This window comes from Amycolatopsis sp. NPDC054798 (genome assembly GCF_053611505.1).
Genome location: NZ_JBSHAM010000033.1, coordinates 19,075 through 45,311, shown reverse-complemented (window position 1 = coordinate 45,311; position 26,237 = coordinate 19,075). Strand labels below are relative to the sequence as shown.

The following is a 26,237-nucleotide window of genomic DNA, read 5'->3' as shown; positions in this document are numbered from 1 at the left end:
TCGAATGTCGTGTAACTTGGAGGCATGAGTCAGGCATTTCAGGGCTCGCTGTTCGGTGCCAGCGGGCCGGCCACGCTGGGCCCCCTGTCCGGCGTGCAGCGCACCGAACTGGGCCAAGGCGCGTGGATCGACGTGCTGCCGGGATGGCTCGACGGCTCGGACGAGCTGTACGAGCACCTGGCGGCCGAGGTCCCGTGGTACGCGGAACGCAGGCAGATGTACGACCGCGTGGTCGCCGTGCCGCGGCTGCTGTGCTTCTACCGGGAGCACGCGCCGCTGCCGCATCCCGTCCTGACCGAGGCACGCGAGGCGCTGTCCGCGCATTACGCCGCTGAACTGGGCGAACCGTTTCGCACGGCCGGGCTCTGCTACTACCGGGACGGCCAGGACAGCGTCGCCTGGCACGGCGACGATCTCGGCCGCGGCCGGACGGAAGACACCATGGTGGCGATCCTGTCCGTCGGCGCGGCCCGGCATCTGGCGCTGCGGCCGAGGGGCGGCGGGGAATCGGTGCGGTACCCGCTGGGGCACGGGGACCTGATCGTGATGGGCGGGTCGTGCCAGCGGACGTGGGAACACGCGATCCCGAAAACGGCACGGGCGGTGGGGCCGCGGATCAGCGTGCAGTTCCGGCCGAGAGGGGTGCGGTGAGGCAAGGGAGGCACTGCGGCGAGGCAGCGGGTGCGGCGATGAGGCGACCGGAAGCGGTAGAGCAAGTGCGGTGAGGCAACAGACGCGGTGAGGCGGTGAGACAGCAGGTGCGGTGACTGGCTTGGGAGCAGCGGGGCCGTCGAAGCGACGGCAGCGGGTCGAGTCCCGGCAGGAATTCTGACGCGGCAGGGTAAGCACCGGCGTTAGGGATAGCCGCGCGCTGAATGTCTCGCGCCGCGCCTCTGTCGCGCCGCCGTCTGTCGCGACCTTTCGCGCTGCCCAGACGAGACCGTTCGGTTGCCTCGTCTTTCCGCGCCCGACAGCCCACCGCCGGTTCGACCGCGCCCCCAAACCGAAACCGCCCCGCGACCCCAGTCGAGCCCGCGCACCGGCCACACGTCCGTCAGCCAGCCGCCCGAACCGCGCAGCGATCCAGCGTCAGTCCACCAGCACCGGCAGCGAATCGAGCCCGTACACGATCGACACCTTCCGGAACGCCAGCTCCTCCGGCTGCACCGCCAGCCGCAGGTTCGGGAACCGCCGGACCAGCGCCGGATACGCCGCCCGCAGCTCCATCCGGCCCAGTTCCGCGCCGATGCACCGGTGGATCCCGTACCCGAAGGCCAGGTGCGAGGACGGCTCCCGGGTCGGGTCGAAGCGGTCCATGTCGCCCTTGCCGAGCACCGGGTCGCGGTCCGCGACCGACAGCGACACCAGCACGATGTCGCCCTCGCTGATGTGCACCCCGGCGATGTCCATGTCCTGCTTCGCGAACCGCGGGAACGCCATCTGCACCACCGTCAGGTACCGCAGCAGCTCCTCGACGAACCGGTGGACCGAATCGTCGTCGCCCCGGACCGCTTCGAACGCGGCCGGGTCGCGCAGCACCACCAGCGCGCCGAGCGCCAGCATGCTCGCCGTGGTTTCGAGGCCGCCGGTGAGGATGCCGTCCGCGAGACCGGCCAGTTCGCGGTCGTCGATCTCGTCGCCGTGCTCCTTGATCAGCATGCCGAGCAGGCCGTCGCCGGGCTGCTCGCGCTGTTTGCGCACGATCTCCAGCAGGTATCCCAGCGATTCCGAGATCGCCCCCAGCGACGCGCCCGCGCCGCTGAACAGGTCGAACCGCGCGGTGCTCAGCCGCTGGAAGTCGGCCCGGTCCTCATAGGACACGCCGAGCAGCTCGCAGATCGTGAGCGACGGGATCGGCAGCGCGAACTGCTCCCACAGGTCGACCGGCCCGTCCGCGGCGGCCATCGCGTCGAGCTGGCCCGCCACGATCTCGTCGATCCGCGGCGTGAGCCGGGACAGCCGGCGCATCGTGAACTCCGGCGTCAGCAGCTTCCGCAGCCGCGTGTGCACCGGCGGGTCGGCGAATCCGAGACCGCCCGGGTTCTGGTCCTCGGTGACGCCCGCGTTGCCGACGAGGTTCGTGAAGTCGTTGCTGAACTCCGTGCCCTTCCCGAGGACGGCCTTGGCCTCCTCGTACCCGGTCACGAGCCAGGCGTTCATCCCGAACGGCAGGTCCAGCTTGCTGATCGGGGCTTCGCCGCGCAGCCTGCCGAGGTCGGGCACCGGGTCGAGGCCGTGGCGGCGCAACGGCTCCAGCGCCGAATCCGGCAGCAGCGCCATCTTTTCGAGATCGAAACCGCGCTTCTGCTGGCGGGCGATGTACTTGCGGCCGGCCCAAGCGAGGATGCGCGAACGGAGACTCCCCATGCCGGCGACAGTACCGCAACCACCCCTTCCGCCGGTCCCGGGCGGAGACGCCCGTCACCCTGTGACCAGCGCGAGTCCACAGTGGACTCGCGTCACCCGGCCAGGCGACCGGGAACCGCAAATTGTCAGACCCCCCGGACAGAATGTCCCGCATCGGCATCGACCTGAGTGACCGGCCGGTCGCAGCCGGTGAAAGAACGAGACGACGGCGCGAGTCCCGTGAGAGGCTCGCAAGGAAAGGGAGGAACCGGACATGACTGCGGCGCTGATCGGGCGGGCCCACCCCGCCTCGACCTTGCGTGCGCAGCTCTCGCGCGCCACGGCCAGCCACGGCGGCCTCACCCTGGTCGCCGGCGAGGCCGGAATCGGCAAGACCACGCTGGTCAGCGCACTGGCCGAGGATGCGCGCGAGGCGGGCGCGCTCGTTCTCGGCGGCACCTGCTGGGAGTCCGGGGCCGCGCCGGGCTACTGGCCGTGGGTCCAGGTCCTGCGCTCGCTGCGCAGGGAAGCCGCTCCGCACGAATGGACCGTCGCCAGCTCGCCGACGCTGTCCGCGCTGCTCGGCGAAACCCCCGAACCGCCCGCCGACGACGGGTTCCAGCTGCCCGACGCGGTCACCCGGGCGCTGGTCACGGTGGCGCAGGAGCGGCCGGTGGTCGTCATCCTGGACGATCTGCACTGGGCCGACCCGGCGTCGCTGCGGCTGCTCGAGTTCGCGGCCAGGCACACCTGGTTCGAACGGCTGCTGCTGATCGGCACGTACCGCGACGTCGAGGTGGACGCGCCCAGCCACCCCCTGCACCAGCTGATGCTGCCGCTCGTCGCGAAAGCGACCACGATCACGCTCACCGGCCTCGACGAAACCGGCGTCGCCGAGCTGATGAGCCGCACCGCGGGCGCTGATCCAGGAGCCGAGCTGGCCACCGACGTGCACCGGCGCACCGGCGGCAACCCCTTCTTCGTGGAGCAGACAGCGCGGCTGTGGCGCAGCGGGAGCACGGTGTCCGCGGTCGCGCCCGGAGTCGCCGACGCTCTCCAGCGGCGGCTTTCCCTTCTCCCCCGCCCGGTCACCGATCTGCTCACCAGCGCCGCGGTGCTCGGCCGCGAGTTCTCACTCCAGCTGCTCGCCGCCACCGCCGGCGCCCCCGCCGCACAGGTCGACCATCTGCTCACGCGAGCCGTAGCCGCCCGGCTCGTCCTCACGCTCGGCGAAGGCCGCTTCTCCTTCGCGCACGACCTGGTACGGGAATCGAGGTACGCCGAGCTGACGCCCGCCGAAGCGCAACTCCGGCACGCAGCAGTCGTGCGTGCCAGCGAACACGCACCAACTCTGCTCGGCGTCGCCGAACGAGCCCGGCATGCCTACCTCGCCGATACCGACCTCGAACCGGGGCAAGTCGTCCGTCTGCTGCTCGCCGCGGCCAAGGACGCAGGTGCCCGTATGGCCTTCGAAGAATCCATCGAGCACCTGCGCCGAGCGCGCGAACGGGCAGCGGACGAACGCAGCCAAGCAGTCGTCGCGCTGGAATTGGCGACCGCGTTGTGGCGTTTCGAGGAGAAAGACAAGGCATGGCTTCTCTGTGAGGAAGCCGTCGCGCTGGCTCGCCCACTGGACAACGCGAACATCCTCGCCCGAGCCGCCCTCACTCTGGCGAAATTCGACACCGGCGGCGCTCGGCGCGAGTTCACCGCTGAACTTCTCCGCGAGGCACACGAAAAGCTGTGCGGCGGCAGCGCGGCCGAGCCCCTCTCGCTGGACCGCATCCGGCTGGAACTCACCGCCCGCGCCACGATCCTCGCCCGCGACGACGAGGACGACGACGCGCTGGCGTTCACCTTGTGGGCTCGGCACGACGCGATCTGGGGCCTGGGCAGCGGAGCCGAACGCGAGCGGCTCACCGACGAACTGACCGCCATCGCGCGGCGCACCGGCGACCGGGAGAACGAGTTCTTCGCGGCTTCGCTCAAATGGGTTGCGATGCTGGAACAGGGAGATCCGCGATACCTGGACCAGTTCCAGTTGTTCCAAGCGATCGCCCACGAAGGCGTGCGCGCCGCGAAGCTGGCGGAAGCGATCGACCGCAGCATCATCTGCACCTTCCGCGGCCGCTTCGCCGAAGCCGACGCGGCGCTCGCGGAAGCACTGGCCGTCCCGGAAATCTTCGGCAGCAACGATTACGGCTATCTGCCCGATCAAATGCGCTGGAGCGCACTGCTCGTCCAAGGCCGGTTCGCCGAAGCCGCCAGCTTCCCGGCGCGAATGACCGACGCCGGGTTCCCGCACCCAGCCCTGCTGCGCACCTTGACCGCCGCACTCGCCGGCGACGCAGCCGCGACCCGGCACGAACTGTCCGAAGCAGCCGCGGACGCCCCCTATGCCCGCGTCTTCACCCCGTTGTGGCTGCGCTGCCAAGCCCAAGCCGCCGTAGTGCTGAAAGACCGTGCGGCAGCGGAACGCCTGCTGCGCGAGTTCTCCCCGCACGCCGGGGAATGGCTGGTGTCCTTGTACGGCTGCGAATTGAGCGGCCCGGTAGACCTGTGGACCGGCCTGCTGCACAAAACCCTGGGCGACCACGAAACAGCCGCCGAACACTTCGCCTCCGCCGCCCGCTCCGCGGACCGGCTGCGCGCCCGCCCGTGGGCAGTCGAAGCCCGCAACCACCTGGCAGCCACGTTGCTGGACCTGGGCGACACCGACCGCGCCGCCACTCTGGCCGAGGCCGTGACGACCGAAGCGGCCGAACTAGGCCTGCGGCACCTCACCGCCCGCTCCCCCTCAACGCCGCCGCCGAGTCCATTTCCAGCAAACGAATTCCACCGCACCGACGCAGTCTGGACCCTGCGCTTCGCCGACCGGGAAGTCCGCATGCCGGACGCGAAAGGCCTGCGAGACTTGAACTTTCTCTTGAGCAGACCAGGAACCGAAATCCCCGCCGCGCAATTGCTGTCCCCCGACGGCGGCCCTGAAGCGGAAGCCACCCGAACCTACAGCGGCGACCCCGTCCTGGACGACACCGCGAAAGCCGCCTACCGCCGCCGCCTCGAGCACCTGGACGAGGCCATCGACGCCGCCGCCCTCCGCGGCGACGACGCTAAAGCCGCCACCCTGGACACCGAACGCGCCGCCCTGCTCGACGAACTCCGGACGTCCACCGGCCTGTCCGGCCGGACCCGCCGCATCGGCGACGAAACGGAACGCGCACGCAAAGCCGTGACCGCCCGGATCCGCGACACCCTCCGCAAACTGGGCGACCTGCACCCCGAACTGGCCGACCACCTCCGCCGCAGCGTCACGACCGGCTCGTCCTGCAGCTACCAACCGGAGACGCCTATGACCTGGCGCTTGTAGCTCCGTAGGGCATTCCCGGGCCCGCTCCTGGCGGAGCGGTGGCGGAAGCGGAAAAGCTGGCGTCAGCGAAGCAGCGGGAAGGGCGCCTCCGCACCGCCGCCCCGCACGCCAACTCGCGGATCCGCCAGCCTGCCTTGACCTCCGTGCGGGAGTTTCGACGGCCAGGATGTCCTGACCTCCACCCCGGAATTTCGACGGCCAGGACGCCCGCCGCAAGACCGGACTGCCGGTGCCGCAGCTCGCGCGACAACCCGGCCCTGTCGGTCGTCGAAGGCTGGCAGGCACAACGGCGTCGCTGCGCGTCACACCCGAAACCGCGCTGTCCGAGCGCCGAAGCCCCTCTGTTGGCTAGGCTGACCGTCCGCGTCGACGTCGAGGTCGTGGAGGCCGCAGGCTGATATGGCAGGCACACCAGCGCTCAACGACTCCGGTTATCTCGGTTCAGCGGGCGGGACCTCGTGCTACGTGGTGCGCACGAACCTTCCGTGGACCTCCGGCATCGACGCCATCGCGGTCTCCGTCGGCGGCGGTCTCGGCAGCCTCGGCCACGCCGTCAGGAAGCGGTTTGCGGACGCGGCCTGGGATTCGGTCGACTACGACGCGATCCTCCCGGAACAGCCGGTCGTGCTGGGCCTCGACGGCACCGGCCCGGACTCGCTGAGGTTCGCTGTGCTCGTGACGCCGCATGAAGACGGTGCCTCCGGTCCGCCGTCTTTGCCTGCGATCGCTACCGCCACCGAAGCCGGGATCCGGTTCGCCGCGAGCGCGAATTCGGTCGCGCTCGGGTTCCCGCTGCTGGGCACCGGCGATCTCGGGCTCGGGGAAGCGGAAGTCGCCGCGGTAGCGATTCCCGCGGCGGTGCGGGCGCTTCAGCAAACCAGCGGACTGCGCAGGCTTGTCTTCGTTTGCATCTCCGAAACGACCGAAAAGGCGATCCGCGAGGCTTGGAAACGGACGGGAGGCACGAAGTTCTCCGCCGTCGAACTGGCCGGCGGCATTTCGAACGATCTGGTCGATCCGACGCTCGGCATCCCCCTCGAACGCGACCGGCTCGGCGTCGCGCCCTACGCGTCGATGCTGGCGACGGTGATCGCCGACCGGAGCACTGCGCCGCCGCTGTCGGTGGGGGTGTTCGGCGAGTGGGGGTCCGGCAAGAGCTACTTCATGGGACTGATGCGGGACGAGGTGCGCCGGCTCGCGGGCTCGGGCAATCCGGCCTACTGCGGCGAGATCGTCCAGATCGGGTTCAATGCCTGGCACTATGCGGACCGCAACCTGTGGGCCAGCCTCGGCGACGAGATCTTCCGGCAGCTCGCCGGGCCCGGCCCGGACCCACAGCAGCGCCGCGAGAAACTGCGCGAGGAACTCGCCAAACGGCTCGGTCAGGTCACCGAGCTCGAGGACGCGAAGCGCCAGGCGCAGGCGACCGCCGCGAAACTCCAGGCGGACGTCGACAAGGCCGCGCTGAGTCGCAAAGACACCGCGAAGGTCCTGATCCGTGCCTTGACCGGCAGCCGGGAAGTTTGGCACCGCCTCGGGATCCAGGACGAAGCCGAGCAGGGTGCGCTGCTCGTCGAGCAGTTGCGCGGCACGTTGTCCGAAGCCGAGGCGCTGCGCAGGTCGCCGAGGGGACGTTGGGGCAAAGCAGCGCTGATCATGTCCGCCGTCATCCTGCTCGCCGGGTTCTTCGCCGCCGCGATCACGCCGGTGGCACGGGAATGGCTGGCCGGGGTCGGCGTCGGGTTCGCCGCGGTGGCCGGCACCGGGGTCGCGCTGCTGAGCCGGGCCCGCTCGGGACTCCGGGAGTTGCGTGCGCTCAGCGAAGACCTCCGGCGCGGCATCGACCGGGGCGCGAACAAGGCGGTCGCACCTGAGGTCGGCTGGATGCTCGAGGAAATCCGGCGGGCGGAGACCGACCAGCGGGTCGCCGAGGCTCAGCTGGGCGAAGTGGTGGCGAGGGTCGGCGAACTCGGACGGGAGCTGACCGAGCTGGCACCGGGCCGCAATCTCTACACGTTCCTGGCCGACCGCGCGCACGGCGATTCCTACCGGCGCGACCTCGGACTGATCTCGACTATCCGGAAGGATTTCGAGCAGCTGGTCGAGCTGATGGCCGACTGGCGGGCGAACCCCGACTCGGGCCGCACCCCGATCGACCGGATCGTCTTGTACATCGACGACCTCGACCGGTGCAGCGCGCGCCAGGTGGTCGAGGTGCTGGAGGCGGTGCATCTGCTGCTCGCCCTGAAACTGTTCGTGGTGGTGGTCGGCGTCGACCCGCGGTGGCTGACCAGGTCGTTGCACAGCCATTACGACGGGATGCTCGACGATTCCCCCGACGGCGGCAGGCTCGCCTCGCCGGAGGACTATCTCGGGAAGATCATCAATCTGCCGTTCGTGCTGCCCACCATGTCCGAGGGCAGCCTGCGCGGGCTGCTGCGGTCGCTGACGGACGACCGGCTGCTCGAACCGGCCGGCGAGGAACGGCCGCGGACCCAGCGGATTCCTTCCCCGGACCGGACTCTCCCGGGCCTCGCGCCCGAGATCGAGGAAGGGTCCGAAGTGGACAGTCAGAGCCGTCCGGAGCGGGCCGCGGATCCGCCGCGTCCGCTCACGCCCGCGGAGATCGACCTGTTGTCCGAACTGGACTTGCTGATCAGCACGCCGCGCGAGGCGAAGCGGCTGTTCAACCTGTACCGGATGCTTCGCGCGACCCGGGACCTGTCCGAGGCGTCGCGTTTCCTCGGCGACGACACCGATCCCGGCGACTACGAAGCTGTCGTCGCGCTGCTCGGTCTCCTCACCGCACCGGGACTCGTGCTCGAAAAGGCACTGGACACCCGGCCGGACCCGGACCGGTCGATCACCGGCGGCCTCGTCCATCGTTCGCCGGAGGGCGCCTGGTCCGCGTTCGTCGCCGACTGTGCACCGCGGCGGCACGGCGACGTCTGGCGGAACCCGGTCGCCGGGACGCTCTGCGACAAGGAACTGCGGGACTGGCGTCAGCTGCATCGCGGTCTTGTCCACGTGTCGGCCTCGCTGCGCATCGACGCTCTCTCCCGGTTCCAGCAGTGGGTCCCGGCGGTCCGCCGGTTCTCTTACGTGCTCGCCCCCGCGGCCTGAAGCCGCGACCGGCCCGGAGGCCGTCCGGTTCGCGGCCGGACGGCCTCCCGCCGAGCAGGGGTCACTTTCGGTTGTACAGCCGCATGGTCAGCGTTCCGAACACCGCGGTCAGCGCGGCCGCCGCGATCAGCGTCCAGGCGATGGCGCCGCCGTCCCAAGCCCCGGACATCATCGAACGCACCGCGGTCACCAGGTGGCTGATCGGGTTGGCCGAGACTCCGGCCTGGAGCCAGCCGGGCATGGTGGAGGGGTCGACGTAGATGTTGCTGAGGAACGTCAGCGGCATGATCACCATCATGCTGACGCCCATCACCGATTTCTCGGACCTCAGCAGCAGCCCGAACATCGTCCACACCCAGGACAGCCCGAACGAGAACACGAGCAGCAGCAGGACTCCCGCGGCCACGCCGCCGATCCCGCCGTCCGGGCGGAAGCCGAGGATCAGGCCGACGACCATGATCACCACGGACGCGATCAGGTACCGCAGCACGTCGCCGAGGAGGTAGCCGACCATCGGGGCGGGCCGCCAGATCGGGAGCGTGCGGAAGCGGTCGAACACGCCCTTCTCGATGTCGGTGTTCACCGCGACCCCGGTGTACATCGTGATCATCACGACGCTCGAGGCGAGGATGCCCGGCAGGAAGAACTGCAGGTACTGCGTCGGCGAACCGGCCAGCGCGCCGCCGAAGAGGTAGGTGAACATCAACGTCATCATGATCGGGAACGCGGTGACGTCGAAGAGCTGCTCCGGCACGTGCTTGATTTTCAGCACCGCCCGCCAGCCGAAGGAGAACGACGCGGCCAGCGCGCTCGGGCGCGGCGGCCGTTCGGTGGCGAGCAGGACCGCGGCCAGTTCGTCCGGTTTCGGGGCGGCGAGGTCGAGATCGGGTTCCTTGACGGTGGTCACGCCGCCTCCTCGGTGGCTGAGCGGTCGGTGAGGGCCAGGAAAACCTCGTCGAGGCTGGGCTGGCCGAGGGAGAACGTGTCGACGGTGACGCCGGCCTTCGCGAGTTCCGCGAGGGCACGCGACGCGCGGTCGGCGGCGGCGTCGTGCGCGTCCGCCGAGAGCCGGGCGGTGATCGCGACCGGGTCGGGATCCAGTTGCACGACGGCGGACAACGCGCGTTCCAGCACCTCGGCCGCGATCGCGCGCTGGCCGGCATCCCGCAGCCGCAGGTGGACGGCGCCGACTCCGACCGAGGCCTTCAGCTCGCCCTTGGTGCCCTCGGCGATGACGCGTCCGCGGTCGATGACCGCGATCCGCGACGCCAATTGGTCGGCCTCGTCGAGGTACTGCGTGGTGAGCAGGACGGTGGTGCCCTGCGCGACGATCGCACGGACGATGTCCCACACCTGGTTGCGGCTGCGCGGGTCGAGACCGGTGGTCGGCTCGTCGAGGAACAGCAGGTCCGGCGTGTTGAGGATGCTCGCGGCGATATCGAGCCGCCGGCGCATGCCGCCGGAGTAGTTCTTCACCTGCCGGCGCGCGGCTTCGGTGAGCCCGAACGCCGCGAGCAACTGAGCCGCCCGATCGCGCGCGGCGGCGCTGCGGTGTCCCAGCAGCTTGCCCAGAAGCACCAGATTCTCTTGCCCGGTCAGGTCTTCGTCGACCGACGCGTACTGACCGGTGAGGCTGACCCGGCTGCGCACGGTGTCGGCCTCGCGCACCACGTCGTGGCCGAACACCCGCGCTTCGCCGCCGTCCGGGCGGGACAGCGTGGCGAGCATCCGGACAGTGGTGGTTTTGCCCGCGCCGTTGGGCCCGAGGACGCCGTACACCGTTCCGGCAGGCACTACGAGATCGACCCCGTCGACCGCCCGGGTTTCGCCGAATACTTTGACGAGCCCCGACGTGACGATCGCCGGTTCCCCGGCTGCGTTGTTCATGTCTTTCCTTCCCCTCAGTAAGTCATCCGCGATACGGCCGTGCGCGCCGGCCCTCGCGCAGTGCGAGGCCCCACCAGATCAGTTCGTCCAGTAGAGCAGAGGCCGCGTGGCCTGCGGATTCGCCGTGCGGACCCGCTCCGGGGTCGCCGCATTCGTGCTCGAGCAGGTCGAGGCACACCGAATCCCGCACCGTCGCCGTGTGCAGTTCGGTGAAAACATCCCGGAGATGCTCCACCGCGTAGCGGCCGCCCGCGCGGTAGCCGTAGGAGACGAAGCCGACCGGTTTGGCCCGCCATTCCTCGTACGCGCAGTCGATCGCCTGTTTCAGCGACGCCGGAAAGCTGCGGTTGTACTCGGGCGTGATCACGACATACGCCTCGGCCGCCGCGATCCGCTTCGCGAACCCGGCCATGGCGGCCGTCGGCTCGGCGGGCAGCCGGGCCGGGATCGCGAACGTCGCGAGGTCGAGCACGTCGAGCGCCACCCCGCCGTGCCCGGCGGCCCGCTCGGCGAACCATCGGCCGATCTCGCCGCCGACCCGGCCCTCCCGGGTGCTGGCGACGAGCACGGCCACCCGCAGCTTCTCGTCCACGTTTCTTGGGCGCCAGATCGGTGCGCGGGACCGCCAGGTTGGATCTAGCGGGCGTTTTGGCAGGTCAGGATGCTGATGCAGGCAGAAGGAAGCGGCAGCGACCGCGAGGGACCGGGGGCGGAGAGGGGCGCGAGGGCGGATCTGGCACGGCTGGCCGACGGGCCGTACGGAGAGCGGGCGGGCACGGTAACCGCGCTGGGAGAAGGAGCCGCAGACATCACCCGCCACACCTCGCACAGCTCGCCGACGAGCCGCGCGAAGAGCAGACGGACACAGTAACCGCCCCGGGAGAAGGAACCGCAGACATCACCCGCCGCACCGACCTGTGTGCGGCCGAGCCAGGTTCGTCGGACGCGTCAGCTTCGACCCGGGCTGAGAGCTGCCGCGCACCGACCGGTGACCGCTCGGTGCGGACCCGGTCTACCGGTTCGCAGTTTCGCGAGCAGCGGTCCGGCTCGTGCGACCGACCGCGCGGGCCACCGTGTTGCGCACCGCGAGTCCCGGCCGAGTACGGGGCACCATGAGCCGGGAGACCAGACCGACGCGGCGCTGCCGTGGACCCACTTCCTGGCGGAGTCGCGACTCGTAGGCAGCGAAGGCACTGGCGTGATCGCCTGGATGGGCAGCCAGTTCTTCCGCGAGGGCGTACGCGCCAGCCATCGCCAAGCTGGACCCGTCGCCCAGCAGGGCGGTCGCTCCCGCCGCGTCCCCGAGCAGCACGACCCGGCCGCGGGACCACGACGGCATCCGGACGGTAGTCAGGGGGTCGAAGAACGGAGCGGGGTGATCGAGGTACGCCGCCACGAGTTCCGGTGCTCGCCATCGGACGTCGGCGTAGGCGTCGGCCACCGTCTGCTTGTGAAGGGCGAGGTTCTTGCGGTCGTGGGGTGCGTTCTGCGCGGCCCGGAAAGTGAAGATCGCGAGCGGGGTGGTCCGAGAGGGGTGGACGACCAGCATCCGGTTCGGCACGGTCAGCATCGTCATCTCGCTCGGGTCCTCGACGGCGTCGGGTGCGAGCGGGACGGTCGCGCCGTACAGGCCCAGATCGCGCACGAACTGCCGCTCGGGTCCGAAGACCAGGCGTCGCACCGCGGAGTGCATTCCGTCCGCACCGACTACCAAGTCGAAGCGCCGCGGCGCGGACCGCCGAAAGGTGACGTCGACGCCGCTTCCGTCCTGGTCGAGAGCGGTGACCGTGTCGTCGAACAGGAACTCGGCCGCGGGCCGCGCCGACTGGTGGAGCACCTCGGACAGGTCGGCTCGGGTCACCTCGACCGCCGGCGCCTCGTCCGAGGAGAGCGGGAGCTGCAGGATTCGCCTGCCGCCGGGGTCGAGCAGGGTCAGCGACCGAGTGCGCGTGGCGAGCCCGCGCAGCTGCGGGAGGATGCCCATGCGCTCGGCGACCGGGATCGCGGGCCCCTTGACGACGATCGCGCTGCCGCCGGAGCGCAGCTGCCGGGCTTGTTCGACGACCGTCGGCCGGTATCCGTGCTGGGAGAGCCAGTATGCGAGTGCGGGCCCGGCGATTCCGGCTCCGACTATCAGCACGTCGCGCTTCGTCATGACGATGACCTCTCGGGGTGTCGTTGACCAGGTTCCGGCGAATGCTGGGCGCGGAGCGACCGGGTCAAGGTACGATCAAATTCATACCTGAGTACAGCACGCCGATGAGGTACGATGCAAGTCGTACCTGAAGGGAGGGTCGCGTGGCCGGGAAAAACCAGGCCGGACCGGAGGCCGACGCGCTGGATCTGGGTGCGGTGTTCCGCGCACTGGCCGACGAGCACCGTCGTTCAGTGATGACGGAGCTGGCCGCGGACCGCGGCGACAGCGAACGGGGCTGCAACTCGTTCGCTCTTCCGATCTCGAAGCAGACCCAGACCCACCACTTCCGGGTCCTTCGCGAGGCGGGCCTCATCGACGAGATCGACTACGGCAACCGCAAGGGCATCCGGCTGCGGCGCGCGGACGTCGAGAAGAGGTTTCCCGGACTCCTCGCACTGCTGAACGCGGAGCATCGAGGCGGTACCGCTCCTCGCTGAGCACGCCAAGGCAGCCGAGCTCCGGGCCAAACGCTGGATAATCGGTGCGTCTCCTGGATAAACCAGGAGACGCGGGCCGGGCGGCGCGGGAATCCGAACGGGCGGAACGCTCGCGGTCTTCCGGGACAGAACCGTCAGCAATGCCTGCCAGGCAACAAAACCGGGGCACCGCAAGAGCTCCGGAACCCACCGCTTCGACGACAAACCGGGCCACCGCAACGACCCTGGAACCCACCACCACCGGCAAAACCGGGGCACCGCAACAACTCCGGAGCCCGCCACTTCGACGACAAGATCGGGGCGCCTGCAAGAGCCCGGCACCCACGACCCCGACACCAAAACCAGGGTGCCCGCAAAGCCCCGCACCCACCACCCCGGCAACAAAACCGGGTCACCACAACAATCCCGGCACCCACCACCCGGCAAACCTGGTACCCGTGACCGGCGAAGCGTCGGAGGCAACCCCGCCGGTCACGGAAGTCTCACTCCCGCAACGCCAACGCCACCGCGCCCAGCAGCGAAGCGTCCTGATCGAACCGCGCAGGCACCAGCTCCGGCGGAAACGGCACCGCAGCCGCCAACCTCTCCCGCAACGCAGGCAACAACACATCAGCCGACCGAACCAACCCGCCGCCCACCGCGATCCGCGCGGGATCGAACGCGATGGCCAGGTTGGCCACATGCATGGAAAGCTCGTCCAGCGCCGAAGCGACCAGTTCCTTCGCCTCAGTGTTCTCCCGGGCCAGCGCGAACAACTCCCCCGCGGTGACCGGGCGGCCGAGCAGCGCGGTCGCCCGCGTGCCCAGCCACCGGCCTCCGACGGCTTCTTCCAGCGGCGCCGCTCCGCTGGCGAATCCGTCGGTGTCCTGCGGGGTGCGCAGGTTGTATCCGATTTCCCCGGCCGCCCCGTTCGCACCGGTCAGGAGGCGGCCTCCGACCAGGACCGCCGCCGCGATGCCGGTGCCGAGGGACAGGAAGACGGCCGGGTCGGCTCCCTTCAAAGTGCCCCAGGTCCATTCCGCCAGCGCGGCGGCTTTCGCGTCGGTGCCGACGGCGATCGGGACGGCGGGGAACGCCGCCGACACCAGTTCGGCGAGGTGGAGTTCTTCCCAGCCGGGCACGTTCGGGGCCAGCAGGATCCGGTCCGGCAGCACGATTCCCGGGCTCACCACCCCGATCGCGGCGAGCCGGGCATCGGAGACCAGTTCGGCCGCGGCGGCCAGCGCCCGGGTGACCACCTGTTCGGCGCCCGCTTCGGCGTCGGTGTCCAGGCGGCGGGTCGCCAGCAGCGTGCCGTTCCGGTCGGACAGCCCCAGCGCCACTTTCGTGCCGCCGAAGTCGATGCCCAGGATCAGGTCGTCCGATGTCACTCGCGGGTCCCCTCGATGACCGGCGGGACAGCCCCGTGGCTGTCCCGGTGCGGACCGGCCGGCACCACGACCCGGCCGGTGTTGAACCCGTCGACGCTGACGGTCGGGGCCGCGCCGTGCAGGTCGGCGGCCCGGTAGCGGACGGTCAGCGTTTGAGACTGGCCCGGCCACAGCGTGATGTCGTTGTCGTCCCAGGTCGCAGCTGGCAGCTGGGACCCGTCGGAAGAGCGGCGCAGGTCCGCCCGCAGGAAGAAGCTGACCGCGGAGGTCTTCGACGGGTTGGTGATCGTCACCGTCGTGGCGGTGTCGGCGCCGTCCGGGCCACGCGACGGACGCGTCGAAGCGGTCACGTCGACCTTCGATTTCGGCAGGTCGCGCAGTGCGGTGAAATCGCCGTACTGGCTCATCGTCGCCTGCGGCTTCTGCAGTGTCTTCGCCCAGTCCACGACGTCCTTCTGCGTGGACATCCAGTAGACGTTCCGGTCCACGACCTTCCCGCCCTGACGCACCTGCAGCTCCACGAAATACACCTGCGCCTTCGCCGGCGCCTTCGTCTCCGCCGGGACCTTCGGCTTCAGCACCCCGGTCGCGACGCCCTGGCTGTCCAGCGAAACCGCCGGGACGTTCTGGTCGTCGAGCACCTTGCCCGCGGTGTCGTACACCTTGGCCTGCACGGAAATCCCGTTCTGCCGTGAAGCGCCCAGGTTGGACAGCGCGACCGTGCCGGTGTCATAGGCGTACAGCGCGTGCAGCGGCTTGTTCGCCTTCTGCGCGCCGAAATACGCGCCCGGCTGGTCGCCGTCGTTGTTGTACAGCGCCCACAGCAGCGTCGGCCAGCCCTTGTTCAGCTGCCAGTACACCACGCCGGTCGACGGGTTCTTCTTGTCGTTGGCGTGCGCGAGGAACGCCTCGAACTGGGAACGCGTGTTCTCGTAGTTCGCGATCTGCGCGGACTCCACATAGGACTCCAGTGAATCCCATTTGCCGTACCGCCGGGCGATCGACTCGTCCAAGGTGTACAGCGTGCCGAATTTGTAGCCGCCGTGCCCGGACTCGTAGTTCGCGTGGTACTGGTTGTACGCCGGGTCCTGCCACAGTTTCGCCTGCTCCTGCGGCGACAGGAACCGCCGGATCGAGTCCAGCGTCGGCACGGTGTGCCCGGCGCTCTGCTCGCTCGCGAAACCCCAGGCGCCGCCCGCGTTCGTGCGGCTCGGGTCCTTCTTGTCGAAGGTCGAGGAGTCGTACCAGTAGGACGGCGGAACCCAGTCGTACGGGCCTTCCTTCTCCCCCGACGGGCCGAGCGTCTTGGTGCTCTTGTACTCCGCCGACGCGAGCACCGGCACGTCCCAATCGGCTTCCTTGAACGCGTTCAGCGTCTCGGTTTCCTGCCGCGGGATCGGCTCGTTGTCGCTCCAGCCGTAGGTGATCACGCTGGGGTGGCTGCGTTCCCGCTGCGCGATCGAGTACGCCGAATCATGCATGATCCGGTAGTCGCGGTCGGTCAGCTTCTCCGGATGTTCCGGCTGCCAGGCGTCGCAGCACATGAATCCGCCGAGCACCAGCAGTCCGGCGCGGTCGGCTTGTTCGTAGAAGTCCGCGGGCATGTCGTGGCCTTCGAGGCGGACACCGGACAGACCCAGGTTCTTGATCAGCGCGAGCTGATGCGCGACGTCGGCCTTGTCGTAGCGCAGGAACAGGTCCGGTGCGTAACCGCCGCCGCGGAACACGAAGTCCTTGCCGTTGACCGCGAACTTCCGCGCGCCGTCCGGCAGTGCCGGGGACTTGCCGATCAGTTTCGACGTGACCGTCCGGATCCCGAACGTCTCCGAGGACGATGTCGAAACCACGCCGCCCTGCGAAACTGTCGTACCCAAGGTGTACAACGGCTGGGCACCCATCGAGTACGGCCACCACACCTGAGGCTTGACGATCTTCAACTGCGGGAACTTCGCCGGCGTGAACGTCACGGTTTGCTTGGTGTGCGCGGGAATCGTGACGCGCTGCTTCGCCACGATCGGCGCGCCCCGGCCCGGCGGCGTGACCGTCGCGGTGACCTCGCCGGTCTGCGGCGTGCCCGCGTCGTTCGTGACGTCGACCTTCGCGGTCAGCGAAGACGTCGACAGGTCCGCCGCGTTGTCCTGCACGACGTGCGCGTTGTCGCCGCTCAGCGCGTCCGACAGCTGCAGCGTCGGCGGGTATTGCAGGCCGGTGTTGTTGTCCGGCACGATCTGCGCCCAGTCGGCCTGGTCGAGCGTGTACATCGAATTCGGATCGTTCGGGTACATCTTGACCGCGAGCGTGTTCTTGCCCGGCCGCAGCAGCTTCGTGACGTCGAAGGTGTGGCCGGCGTACGCACCGCTCACCACGTCCTTGCCCGCGACGAGCGTGCCGTTCACCCACACGTCGCCCTCGCCGACGACGCCCGGGATGGTCAGCTTCGCGTTCTTGCCCGGCCGGAAACCGGGGTCGAAATCGGTGCGGAACCACCATGGGTCCATGAACTGCTTCGTCACGACCGGCCCGCGCTTCGCCTGGTATCCGAAGCACTTGCGCATGTTGTCCGAGTAGAAGACGTTGGCGCACTTGCCGTTTTGCACCAGTGCGTTGATCTCGGTGCCCGGCGCGCCCGCGTCGTCCGGCTTCACCTTCAGCCAGCCGCGGGTCGGGTAGCCGGGCTTCGACACCGTCGTGCCGTCGTCCTTGACCTGCGCGGTCGTCAGGACCTGCCAGCCGCCGAGGCCGATCGTCGACTGGCCCTGCGGACGGGACGCCACCGATTCCGGCTGCTGCGCGGAAGCGGTAGTCGAAACGGCGGTCACCACGCCGGGAACGAGGACCAGCGCGGTGATCCCGGCGATCAGCGGTTTCCTCACGACTCCACCTCCGCGGGCTGGGACGCGAACGCCTCGCGGATTTCCTTGGGACCGAACGGCCACACCTTTTCCTTCGAGGCGTAGACCAGGAAAGCGATGACGCCGAGGACGATCCAGGCGACCGAGAGCCCAATCGAAAGCCAGCTGGCCGATACGTACACGTAAACCCAGCCGACGGCCGCGATGATCGTCGGCACCGGATACAGCACCTGCCGGTAGGGCCGCTTGAGATGCGGCTGGCGGCGCCGCAGCACCACGATCGCCGCGACCTGCGCCAGGGACTGGATGATCACCAGCACGGTGACCGCCGCGTTGATCACGTCAGTCAAGGTGAACAGCGAACCGATCGCGGTAATCAGTCCCATCGCGAGCACGCCCGCCGTCGGAAGGTTCAGCTTCGGGTGCAGTTTGGCGAACACCGGCAGGAACACCTTGTCGCGCGCGGCTTCGAACGGCACTCGCGACCCGCCGAGCAGGCCGGCGAACACCGAACCGACCGCCGCGATCACGATGAAGACCGTGACGATCTTCGCGGCCACGGAACCCCACGCCTGCTCCAGCACCGTCGACGCCACCGACGTCGCGTTCTTGATCGACTCCAGCGGCTGCGAGCCGAGAACGCCGACCTGCAGCAGGAAATAGAGCGCCATGATGCCGAGGATGGAGAAAATGATCGAGCGCGGGAGCGTGCGACCAGGGTTGCGGACCTCGCCGCCGAGATATGCGCTCGTGTTGTAGCCGAGGTAGTCGTAAACGGCGATGATCAGACCCGCGCCGAGACCGGACCAGAACGCGCCGCCCCAGCCGAAGGCACCCGGGGTGAAGGCGAACGCCTGGTGCGCGTCGAAGTGCGTGAAGGCCGCGATGATCACCGCGAGGACGGCGAACAGCATGATCAGGAACAGTGCGGTGGTGAGCTTGCTGATCTGGCCGATCCGGCGGAACAGCGCGAGCACGATCAGCACCACGAGGCCGATGCCGATGATCTTGCCCAGCGGGGTGACGCCGCCCGCGTCGGTCACGCCCGGCACCAGATAGCCCAGGTACTGGACCAGCCCGATGATGCCGGTGGACATGATGAGCGGGATGAACAGCACCGCGCTCCAGGCGAAGAGGAACGGCATCAGCCGGCCCGAGCGGTACTGGAACGCCTCGCGCAGGTAGATGTAGGTCCCGCCGGCCCCGGGCAGCGCCGCGCCCAGTTCGGCCCACACGAGCCCGTCGGCGAGGGCGATGATCGCGCCGATGATCCAGCCGAACATCGCCTGCGGGCCGCCCATCGTCGCGACCATCGCCGGGATGGTGACGAACGGGCCGATCCCGCACATCTGCGTCATGTTGATCGCGGTCGCCTGCAGCGGCCCGATCCGGCGTTCGAGACCGGTCCCCGGAAGGGTCGCGGAGTCCCCCGGGCGGGTGGGTGAGCTCACGTCGTGCCTCCATCCAATAGTTAGTAAAGCTTCTTAACATAAGATGAACGGGGTGCGGAAGAGCTGCGTCCGGAAAGTTGCCGAAACCGGTGCGGGAGTGGGAGAAGGGGACGGTGGGGCGCGGGTCCGGCGGGCAAGAGAAGACAAGAGTGGACAAGCCTCGGCGAGGCGCTCCCGTCCGGAACGGTCGTCCGGTGCCGCTGGCCGGGAAGTGCCGAGAGACGGCCGGCCCGGCGGAAAACCGGCTGACAGGCGGTTCGCGCGACTGCCAGACTGCCTCCCGCCGTCCGCCGACCCGGGAGTGTTCGCATGAGGTCCCAGCCGATCTTGCACACCGAGCGGATCCGGCTGATCCCGTTGTCCGCCGGACATCTCGAGCATCAGGTCGAGATGTCCGCCGACCCGGAAGTGATGCGCTATCTCGGCGGCGTGCTGACCCGCGAGCAGGCGGCGGAGGAGCTTCGGACGACACTCGCGTACGCCGATCGAGGCCTCGGCTGCTGGGTCGGGTTCGTCGACAGCGAGCTGGCCGGGTACTGGTCTCTGCGGCCGGGCGAATTCGAGGGGCAGGCGGAGCTGGGGTACCGGCTGCTTCGCAGGCATTGGCGTAAAGGACTCGGCAAGGAGGGCGCGCGCGAGATGCTCCGGCACGGGTTCCGCGACGTCGGGCTCGACCGCATCTTCGCCAGGACGCAGGCCCGCAACGAAGCCTCTCAGGCGACGATGGCCTCGATCGGGCTCCGGCACGTCCGGGACTTCGTCGCCGAATTCGACCGCCGGTACTTCGCCCCGGGCGACGACCTGAACGCCGTCGAGTACGCCCTGAACCGCGAAGAGTGGCTGGCCCGGAGCTAGCGAAAACAGGTTCACTCCGGCGCGCCGCGGAGGCGGATGGCACCCCGCCCCGGCGACCCCATATCGTTGCGCGGGCAGCCGTCCGGAGGTGGAACCCGACTGTGCCCGACTACTACGCGGTACTCGGCGTGGGAAAAACCGCGTCCCCCACGGAGATCAAGGCCGCCTACCGTCGGCTGGCCAAGACCTTGCACCCGGACGCGGGCGGCACGGTCGGCACCTTTCAGCTGCTGCGCGAGGCTTACGACACGCTCGCCGACCCCAACGAACGCGCCCGTTACGACGCGGGCGTCCCGGCCGCTTCGGTGCCCAAACCGCGGCCCCGGCGGCGATTCGGCGAGCAGCCCGGCTACCGCCCAGAGCCGCCGGACATCGATCCGGAATGCCTGGAGTGGTGGTCGTTCGCCGCTGCCGACCCGCGGATGCGGCACGGACGGCGCCGCGGACCAGGGCACACGCCGGTCGTCGCCGCGCTCGCCGGTGCGGTGCTGGTGCTGCTGCCGCTGCTCGCCGGGATCGACTTCACCCCGCCGGTGCTGATCGTCTGGCTCACGCTCACCGCGGGGACCGCGCTGCTCGTCCACCGGCTCGCCCGCGGCTTCCTGTCCGCGCGCCGCGCCCGGCACGCGTTCGCCGAGGAATTCGGCGGCAGCGCGGTGTTCGGCTCCCCCGGCGGCGAGGCCGACGAGCTGGCCGAACGGCTCACCGCCGACCTGCTGGAGCGGTATCTGACCCGGCTGCCCGGCGCGCGCATCTTCCACGGGCTCGCCTGGCCCGGTTCGGTGTTCGCCGACGTCGACCACGCGGTGCTCTGCGGGAAACGCCTGGTGCTGATCGAGTCGAAGCTGTGGCTGCCCGGGCACTACGAGACCGCCGAGGACGGACGGCTGCTGCGCAACGGCCGCCCGTTCCGCGGCGGCGGCAGCCAGCTGGAAGAAAGCCTGGACCGCTACCGCGAGCTGCTGCCCGGCGTCGCGCTGCGCGGCGCGATGATCGTCTACCCCAGCCGCGACGGCGAGGTCACCACCGCCGAACCGGACGGCGAACCCGGTCCGCCGATGACGCCGGAGCAGTTCCTGCACGAGATCGGCGGCTGGCTCTCCGCCGAACCGTCCACTGTGGACCACAACGCGCTGCGCACGGTGCGCGCGCAGGTCACCGGGTCCGGCCGGGCGGCCTGATTCACCGGGGACATATCCGGCCCGTGTCACGGTGAGTGCATGACAACCTTGTCGGCGGGTCGCCGCCCCGCGCTGGCCGGGATCGGCGCGCTCGCCCTGGGCGCCGTGCTGATGCTGCTGTTGCAGGTGGTGCCGCCCACCGACGAGATCAGCGCGACCCGGCGGACCATCAGCGAATACGGGCTGTCGGACCGCAAATGGGTGTTCGATCTGGCTGTCGTGCTGGTCGCGGCCGGTTCGGCGGTCGCGTTCGCCGGGCTGCGGCGGCAAGGACGGCTGCCGGTGCTCGCGGCGGTGTTCGGCGCGTTCTGGACAGCGGGGTTGCTGGTGATCGTCGCGTTCCCGAAGACCGACTGGGCGAACGCGGCGGCAACCGGCGCGGGCGGCACGCTGCACCGGATCGCCAGCGTCGTGGCCTTCGTCTGTCTTCCGCTCGCGGTGCTCGTCTCGGCCCGCACGGCTTTTCCGGACTCGCCGCGCCGCCGGTTTCTCGCCCGCGCGCTCGCCGTGGCGTCGCTCGCGTGGTTCGCGGTGATTCTCGGCGCGGTCGCCTTCGCCGCGCTTACCGACCAGCGCTGGTGGCTGCTCATCCCGCTCGGCCTCGTCGAACGCGGGATGGCGCTCACCGAACTCGTCGCACTGGCCGCATTGGCTGCTCCGGCGCGGCAATCTGCCCTGGGAGGCGCTGAGCCCGCGACCGGGCCAGCATCCGGACAGTGAGGACCGCGCCCGCTGCCAGTGCGCTCAGCACATAGGCGTTGCCGAGCACTGCCTCGACCGGATTCCAGGACAGCTCCCGGTGTCCGCCCTCGGGAACCACAGTCAGCGCGAAGCCGGTGAAGATCGCTCCGGCGCAGACCAGCGCGACCCGCCTGTCCGCGAGAAAACCGACCAGGGGCGCTGCCCAAATCCAGTGGTGCGTCCACGAAAGCGGGCTCACCAACAGCCCGCACCCCGCTGTCACGAGCAGCGCGGCCAGCGGTTCGCCGCGCCGGTGGAACTCGCGGACCAGCAGCGCACCCGCCAACAGGCACAGCACGGCCGCCGCCGCGTACCAGCCGAGCGAGGTCGCGCCAAACCTCGCAAGCATGCCATGCAGGGACTGGTCGAGCACCCAGTCGACCGCTTCGGCGTTGCGGTTGTCCAGCACGGCCGAAGTCCAGTACCGGATCGAATCCCCTGGCAAAACCAGCGCCCCGGCCGCGCTCACCCCGAGGAAGGTCGCCAGCGCGCGCCACGCGTCGGCGCGGCGGCCCGTCAGGAACAGGTGCGCGACGAAAATCAGCGGAGTCAGCTTCACTGCGGCGGCCAGCCCGATCAGCACCCCGCCGGACCTGCGGGTGCGGCCCGGCAGCACGTCCAGCACCGCCAAGGCCATCAGCACGCCGTTGATCTGGCCCAGCGAAATCGTCCGCCACACAGGTTCCAGCACCGGCAGGAGACAGAGCGCCAGCAGCGGCCGGTCGCGGGCGAACCGGCGCGTCACCGACCACAGCGCGAGAACTGTGCCGACCGCGAGCAGCAACCAGACGAGCTGCGGCGGGAGCGCGGCCAGCGGCAGGAACAGCAACGCCGCGCTCGGCGGGTACGTGAACGGCAGTTCCAGCGCGGACTTCGGGTCTAGGGCGAGCAAAGGCTCGTAGAGCGGCTGTCCGCGCAGCACGGCCAGCGCCCCGGCGCGGTACACCGCGCTGTCCACCCCGAGCGACGCGCCGCCGAGCCAGCGAACGACGGCGATTCCGGCCAGGACGGCGACGGCCAGCCCGAGGACGATCTTTTTCTCTTGGCGCACAAGGGAAAGCTAGGAAGGTCAGAGCCCCGGAATCGTCCGTCCGCAGAGCTGTCTTCGGCTGCCTCCCCGGTAGCGTCCCGCGCGGCGAGTGCTACCGGCGTATCACTGGCCCGGCACCACGAGCTTCGCCTCGTAGGCCAGCACCACCGCCTGGGCGCGATCGCGGACCCCGAGTTTGCCCAGCACCCGGCTGACGTGCGTCTTGGCGGTCTGCTCCGCGATCACCAGCTGCCCGGCGATGTCCGCGTTGGACAGTCCGCGCGCGATCAGCCGCAGCACCTCGAGTTCGCGCGCGGTCAGCTCGGACAGCCTGCCGACGTCCTGCGCCGGCGGCCGCGTCCCGGCGAACCCCTCGATCACCCGGCGCGTGACCGCGGGCGCGAACAACGCGTTGCCCGCGGCCACCATCCGGACCGCGACGACCAGGTCGTCCAGCGGGGAGTCCTTCAGCAGGAACCCGCTGGCGCCGGCGCTGAGCGCGCCGTAGACGTACTCGTCGGCGTCGAACGTGGTCAGCACGAGGACCCGCGGCCCGGCGTCCCGGTCGCCGCCGAGGACGAGCCGGGTGGCGGCCAGTCCGTCGAGGTCCGGCATCCGGATGTCCATCAGCACCAGGTCCGGGCGCAGCGCGCGGCAGGCGGCGACCGCTTCGGTCCCGGTGGCCGCTTCGCCGATCACCTCGATGTCCGGCTGCGCGTCCAGCACCGCGCGAAAGCTCTGCCGGACCATGGTCTGGTCGTCGGCGATCACCACCGTCACCGCCATGCGGTCCCCCTCAGTCCAGCGGAACGGTCACGACGACCGCGAACCCGCCGCCGTCCCGTCGTCCCGCGGAGAAAGTACCGCCGAGTGCTGCCGCCCGTTCCCGCATCCCGAGCAGTCCGTGCTTCGCCCGGCCCGACGTCTCCTCCGGAGCGCTCGCGACGGCCCCGGAGTCCTGCACGGCAAGCCGCAGCTGTCCCGGATCGACGTGCACGAACACTTCGACCGGCGCGCCGGGAGCGTGCCGCACCGCGTTGCTGAGCCCTTCCTGGACGATCCGGTAGGCCGACAACGAGACGCCGTCGGGCAAACCGCGGCAATCGCCACGCAGCTCGAACCGCACGTCGGTGCCCGTCGCGCGGACCCGTTCCACCAGCTGCCCGATCTGCTCGGCCCCCGGCTGGGGCTCGGTCTCCTGGCCGGCCTGCCCGGCGCGCAGCAAGCCGAGCAGCCTGCGCATTTCGGTCATCCCGTTGCGGGCGGTGTCCTGGATCGACTGGAACTCCTCGCGCAGCCCTTCGTCGAGGCCGGGGAACCGGTAGCGCGCGGAGTCCGCGCGCATGGCCAGGACCGACATGTGGTGCGCGACCACGTCGTGCAGCTCGCGGGCGATCCTGGCCCGCTCCTCCAGTACCGCCCGGCGGGTGGATTCCGCCGCCAGGTCGCGTTCGGCGCCGCGCAGCCGCGAAACCAGCCAGCCGAACGCCAGCGGCACCGCGAGCAGCACGCAGATCAGGACCAGCTCGGCGCGCACGTTCACCAGCGGAGCGCTGACCCCGGCGGAGATCAGCCAGACCCACGCCAGCACGCCCGGCCGGTGGTTGCGGCCGACCGCGGCGAGCACCGGGACCGCCGCGAAGGCGAGCCCGCCGTTCCACGGCCAGCCGAACCGTTCGTGGATCCCGTAAAGCTGGTTCGCGCAGGCCACGACGACGATCAGCACCCGCCAGGACCACAGCGGACGCACCAGGGTGAGCCCGATCGAGAACATGGTCAGCGCGGCCGCCAGCGCCAGCGTGCCCGCGTTCGCACGGCCGGCCGGAAAGAACGCGAGCACTCCGCCGACGGCAGCGGCGAGCCCGATCAGCGCTTGGTGCGTCCGGCCGGGCACGACAGCCGGGGCGCCGCCGCCGGCGATTGCCTCGCCCAGCGCGCGTCCCGCCGCGGCGAGAGGCGCGCTCGTGATCCTCATCGGCGGCGACCCTACCGGCCCCGGCCGACGTCCCGGCCGCACCCGGCGAACCGCCCTCTCGGGTCTCGCGAAAATCTCGTAATAAGCGTACGCTTAGCCGCCAGCGACGGGTGCCGTGCCGTGGCATCCTGCGCAGGCAGTCCGCGTACGCCTGTTCCGGACATGCCGCCCCGAGCAGGCTTTCCCCGACGATGAGGAGAACCCCCGTGACCGCTTCCCGTGTGGCCATCGTGACCGGCGCCGGCCGTGGCATCGGCGCCGCCGTAGCCCGCCGCCTCGCCTCCGACGGGTTCGCCGTCGGCCTGCTGGACCTCGACGAGGCCGGGGTCAAACAAGGAGCCGAGGCGATCGTCGCCGACGGAGGCCGGGCGGTCGGCGTCACGCTGGACGTCAGCGACGCCGAGCAGGTCGAAGCCGCGGTGACCCGGGTGGCCGAGGAGCTCGGCGCGCCGACCGTGCTGATCAACAACGCCGGCATCACCCGCGACAACCTGCTGTTCAAGATGACCGAACAGGACTGGGACTCGGTGCTGAACGTGCACCTGCGCGGTTCGTTCCTGATGACCCGCGAGGTGCAGAAGTACCAGACCCAGGAGAAGTGGGGCCGGATCGTCAACCTGTCCAGCACCTCGGCGCTGGGCAACCGCGGGCAGGTCAACTACTCCGCGGCCAAGGCGGGCATGCAGGGCTTCACCAAGACGCTGGCGATCGAACTGGGCAAGTTCGGCGTCACCGCCAACGCGATCGCGCCCGGGTTCATCGCCACCGACATGACCGCGGCGACCGCCGAGCGCGTCGGCATGAGCTTCGAGGACTTCAAGGCCGCGGCCGCCTCGCAGATCCCGGTGCAGCGCGTCGGCACGCCCGAGGACATCGCGAACGTCGCGTCGTTCCTGGTCAGCGAGGGCGCGGGATTCGTGTCCGGCCAGGTCATCTACGTCGCCGGCGGACCGAAGGACTGATCGCGATGCGCGTGTTCTCCGACGTTTCCGAACTCGCCGAAGCGGTCGGCGGGCCGCTGGGCACGAGCGAATGGCACACCGTCTCCCAGGAGCAGGTGCAGCTGTTCGCCGACGCCACCGGCGACCACCAGTGGATCCACCTCGACGCCGAAAAGGCCGCCGCGGGCCCGTTCGGCACGACGATCGCGCACGGGTTCCTCACCCTGTCGCTGATCCCGGCGTTCCTGCCGGAGATCTACCGGGTCGAGGGCCTGAAGATGGGCATCAACTACGGCCTCAACAAGGTGCGGTTCCCGCAGCCGGTCAAGGTGGGCTCGCGGGTGCGCGGGACCGCCGAACTGGCCGAGCTGACCGACGTGCCCGGCGGCAAGCAGGCCGTGGTGCGCTGGACCGTCGAAATCGAGGGCGAGGACAAACCCGCCTGCGTCGCCGAGATGGTTTCCCGGCTCATCCTCTGACC

At 70.0% G+C, this 26,237-nt stretch carries 20 protein-coding genes; 9 read left to right on the top strand and 11 right to left on the bottom strand.

Annotated features, from left to right (window positions below; genetic code table 11):
- The first annotated feature begins 24 nt into the window (after window positions 1–24).
- Window positions 25–651, top strand: a complete 627-nt coding sequence (locus tag ACWGIC_RS21330) for an alpha-ketoglutarate-dependent dioxygenase AlkB (protein WP_452077684.1) — start codon at window positions 25–27, stop codon at window positions 649–651.
- A 438-nt stretch (window positions 652–1,089) separates the two neighbouring features.
- On the opposite strand, the gene ACWGIC_RS21325 is transcribed toward ACWGIC_RS21330, so the two are convergent.
- Window positions 1,090–2,367 carry a cytochrome P450 gene (locus tag ACWGIC_RS21325; protein WP_452077683.1) on the bottom strand — a complete coding sequence of 426 codons (1,278 nt, stop codon included), beginning with the start codon at window positions 2,365–2,367 and terminating at the stop codon, window positions 1,090–1,092.
- A 253-nt stretch (window positions 2,368–2,620) separates the two neighbouring features.
- On the opposite strand from ACWGIC_RS21325, the gene ACWGIC_RS21320 reads away from it, so the two are divergent.
- Both ACWGIC_RS21320 and ACWGIC_RS21315 read left to right on the top strand, forming a co-directional pair.
- Window positions 2,621–5,716, top strand: coding sequence for an ATP-binding protein (locus ACWGIC_RS21320; protein ID WP_452077682.1), 3,096 nt, complete (start codon window positions 2,621–2,623; stop codon window positions 5,714–5,716).
- 399 nt (window positions 5,717–6,115) lie between these two features.
- Window positions 6,116–8,839: a P-loop NTPase fold protein gene (locus ACWGIC_RS21315; RefSeq protein WP_452077681.1), complete on the top strand. Its 2,724-nt coding sequence runs from the start codon at window positions 6,116–6,118 to the stop codon at window positions 8,837–8,839.
- A gap of 61 nt (window positions 8,840–8,900) precedes the next feature.
- Here the strand turns inward: ACWGIC_RS21315 and ACWGIC_RS21310 are convergent, their stop codons facing one another.
- The 4 genes from ACWGIC_RS21310 to ACWGIC_RS21295 all read right to left on the bottom strand — a co-directional run bounded on the left by ACWGIC_RS21310 (window position 8,901) and on the right by ACWGIC_RS21295 (window position 12,881).
- Entirely contained in the window at window positions 8,901–9,746 is an 846-nt protein-coding gene (locus tag ACWGIC_RS21310) for an ABC transporter permease (RefSeq protein ID WP_452077680.1), read from the bottom strand.
- Entirely contained in the window at window positions 9,743–10,726 is a 984-nt protein-coding gene (locus ACWGIC_RS21305) for an ATP-binding cassette domain-containing protein (protein WP_452077679.1), read from the bottom strand. The genes ACWGIC_RS21310 and ACWGIC_RS21305 overlap by 4 nt, the downstream gene beginning before the upstream one ends.
- A gap of 22 nt (window positions 10,727–10,748) precedes the next feature.
- A complete protein-coding gene (locus ACWGIC_RS21300; RefSeq protein WP_452077678.1) occupies window positions 10,749–11,318 on the bottom strand; it encodes an NADPH-dependent FMN reductase in 570 nt (189 codons plus the stop codon).
- Window positions 11,319–11,738: 420 nt separating this feature from the next.
- Window positions 11,739–12,881, bottom strand: coding sequence for an FAD-dependent oxidoreductase (locus tag ACWGIC_RS21295; RefSeq protein ID WP_452077677.1), 1,143 nt, complete (start codon window positions 12,879–12,881; stop codon window positions 11,739–11,741).
- Between the two features lie 143 nt (window positions 12,882–13,024).
- Here ACWGIC_RS21295 and ACWGIC_RS21290 point away from each other — a divergent pair, with 143 nt between their 5' ends.
- Window positions 13,025–13,360 carry an ArsR/SmtB family transcription factor gene (locus tag ACWGIC_RS21290; RefSeq protein ID WP_452077676.1) on the top strand — a complete coding sequence of 112 codons (336 nt, stop codon included), beginning with the start codon at window positions 13,025–13,027 and terminating at the stop codon, window positions 13,358–13,360.
- A 482-nt stretch (window positions 13,361–13,842) separates the two neighbouring features.
- On the opposite strand, the gene ACWGIC_RS21285 is transcribed toward ACWGIC_RS21290, so the two are convergent.
- The 3 genes from ACWGIC_RS21285 to ACWGIC_RS21275 are packed head-to-tail and all read right to left on the bottom strand — an operon-like array spanning window position 13,843 to window position 19,033.
- Entirely contained in the window at window positions 13,843–14,730 is an 888-nt protein-coding gene (locus ACWGIC_RS21285; protein WP_452077675.1) for an ROK family protein, read from the bottom strand.
- Window positions 14,727–17,603, bottom strand: coding sequence for a glycosyl hydrolase 2 galactose-binding domain-containing protein (locus ACWGIC_RS21280; RefSeq protein WP_452077674.1), 2,877 nt, complete (start codon window positions 17,601–17,603; stop codon window positions 14,727–14,729). Before ACWGIC_RS21280 ends, ACWGIC_RS21285 begins: the two co-directional genes overlap by 4 nt.
- Window positions 17,600–19,033 carry an APC family permease gene (locus ACWGIC_RS21275; RefSeq protein ID WP_452077673.1) on the bottom strand — a complete coding sequence of 478 codons (1,434 nt, stop codon included), beginning with the start codon at window positions 19,031–19,033 and terminating at the stop codon, window positions 17,600–17,602. Before ACWGIC_RS21275 ends, ACWGIC_RS21280 begins: the two co-directional genes overlap by 4 nt.
- A 309-nt stretch (window positions 19,034–19,342) precedes the next feature.
- Here ACWGIC_RS21275 and ACWGIC_RS21270 point away from each other — a divergent pair, with 309 nt between their 5' ends.
- The 3 genes from ACWGIC_RS21270 (at window position 19,343) to ACWGIC_RS21260 (ending at window position 21,789) form a co-directional block, all read left to right on the top strand.
- Window positions 19,343–19,888: a GNAT family N-acetyltransferase gene (locus ACWGIC_RS21270; protein WP_452077672.1), complete on the top strand. Its 546-nt coding sequence runs from the start codon at window positions 19,343–19,345 to the stop codon at window positions 19,886–19,888.
- Between the two features lie 101 nt (window positions 19,889–19,989).
- Window positions 19,990–21,069 carry a J domain-containing protein gene (locus tag ACWGIC_RS21265; RefSeq protein WP_452077671.1) on the top strand — a complete coding sequence of 360 codons (1,080 nt, stop codon included), beginning with the start codon at window positions 19,990–19,992 and terminating at the stop codon, window positions 21,067–21,069.
- 39 nt (window positions 21,070–21,108) lie between these two features.
- Window positions 21,109–21,789: a DUF998 domain-containing protein gene (locus tag ACWGIC_RS21260; protein ID WP_452077670.1), complete on the top strand. Its 681-nt coding sequence runs from the start codon at window positions 21,109–21,111 to the stop codon at window positions 21,787–21,789.
- On the opposite strand, the gene ACWGIC_RS21255 is transcribed toward ACWGIC_RS21260, so the two are convergent.
- The 3 genes from ACWGIC_RS21255 to ACWGIC_RS21245 all read right to left on the bottom strand — a co-directional run bounded on the left by ACWGIC_RS21255 (window position 21,692) and on the right by ACWGIC_RS21245 (window position 24,815).
- Window positions 21,692–22,861 (bottom strand): glycosyltransferase 87 family protein, encoded by a 1,170-nt coding sequence (locus tag ACWGIC_RS21255; RefSeq protein WP_452077669.1) that lies wholly within the window; start codon window positions 22,859–22,861, stop codon window positions 21,692–21,694. The genes ACWGIC_RS21260 and ACWGIC_RS21255 overlap by 98 nt on opposite strands.
- A gap of 102 nt (window positions 22,862–22,963) precedes the next feature.
- The gene (locus ACWGIC_RS21250) at window positions 22,964–23,626 is read right to left on the bottom strand and encodes a response regulator (protein ID WP_452077668.1); all 663 of its coding nucleotides are present in this window, start codon (window positions 23,624–23,626) and stop codon (window positions 22,964–22,966) included.
- Window positions 23,627–23,636: 10 nt separating this feature from the next.
- On the bottom strand, window positions 23,637–24,815 hold the full coding sequence (locus ACWGIC_RS21245; RefSeq protein ID WP_452077667.1) for a histidine kinase: 1,179 nt from the start codon (window positions 24,813–24,815) through the stop codon (window positions 23,637–23,639).
- 191 nt (window positions 24,816–25,006) lie between these two features.
- On the opposite strand from ACWGIC_RS21245, the gene fabG reads away from it, so the two are divergent.
- Both fabG and ACWGIC_RS21235 read left to right on the top strand, forming a co-directional pair.
- Window positions 25,007–25,777, top strand: a complete 771-nt coding sequence (gene fabG, locus ACWGIC_RS21240) for a 3-oxoacyl-ACP reductase FabG (RefSeq protein WP_452077666.1) — start codon at window positions 25,007–25,009, stop codon at window positions 25,775–25,777.
- A 5-nt stretch (window positions 25,778–25,782) separates the two neighbouring features.
- The gene (locus ACWGIC_RS21235) at window positions 25,783–26,235 is read left to right on the top strand and encodes a MaoC family dehydratase (protein ID WP_452077665.1); all 453 of its coding nucleotides are present in this window, start codon (window positions 25,783–25,785) and stop codon (window positions 26,233–26,235) included.
- Window positions 26,236–26,237 lie beyond the last annotated feature (2 nt).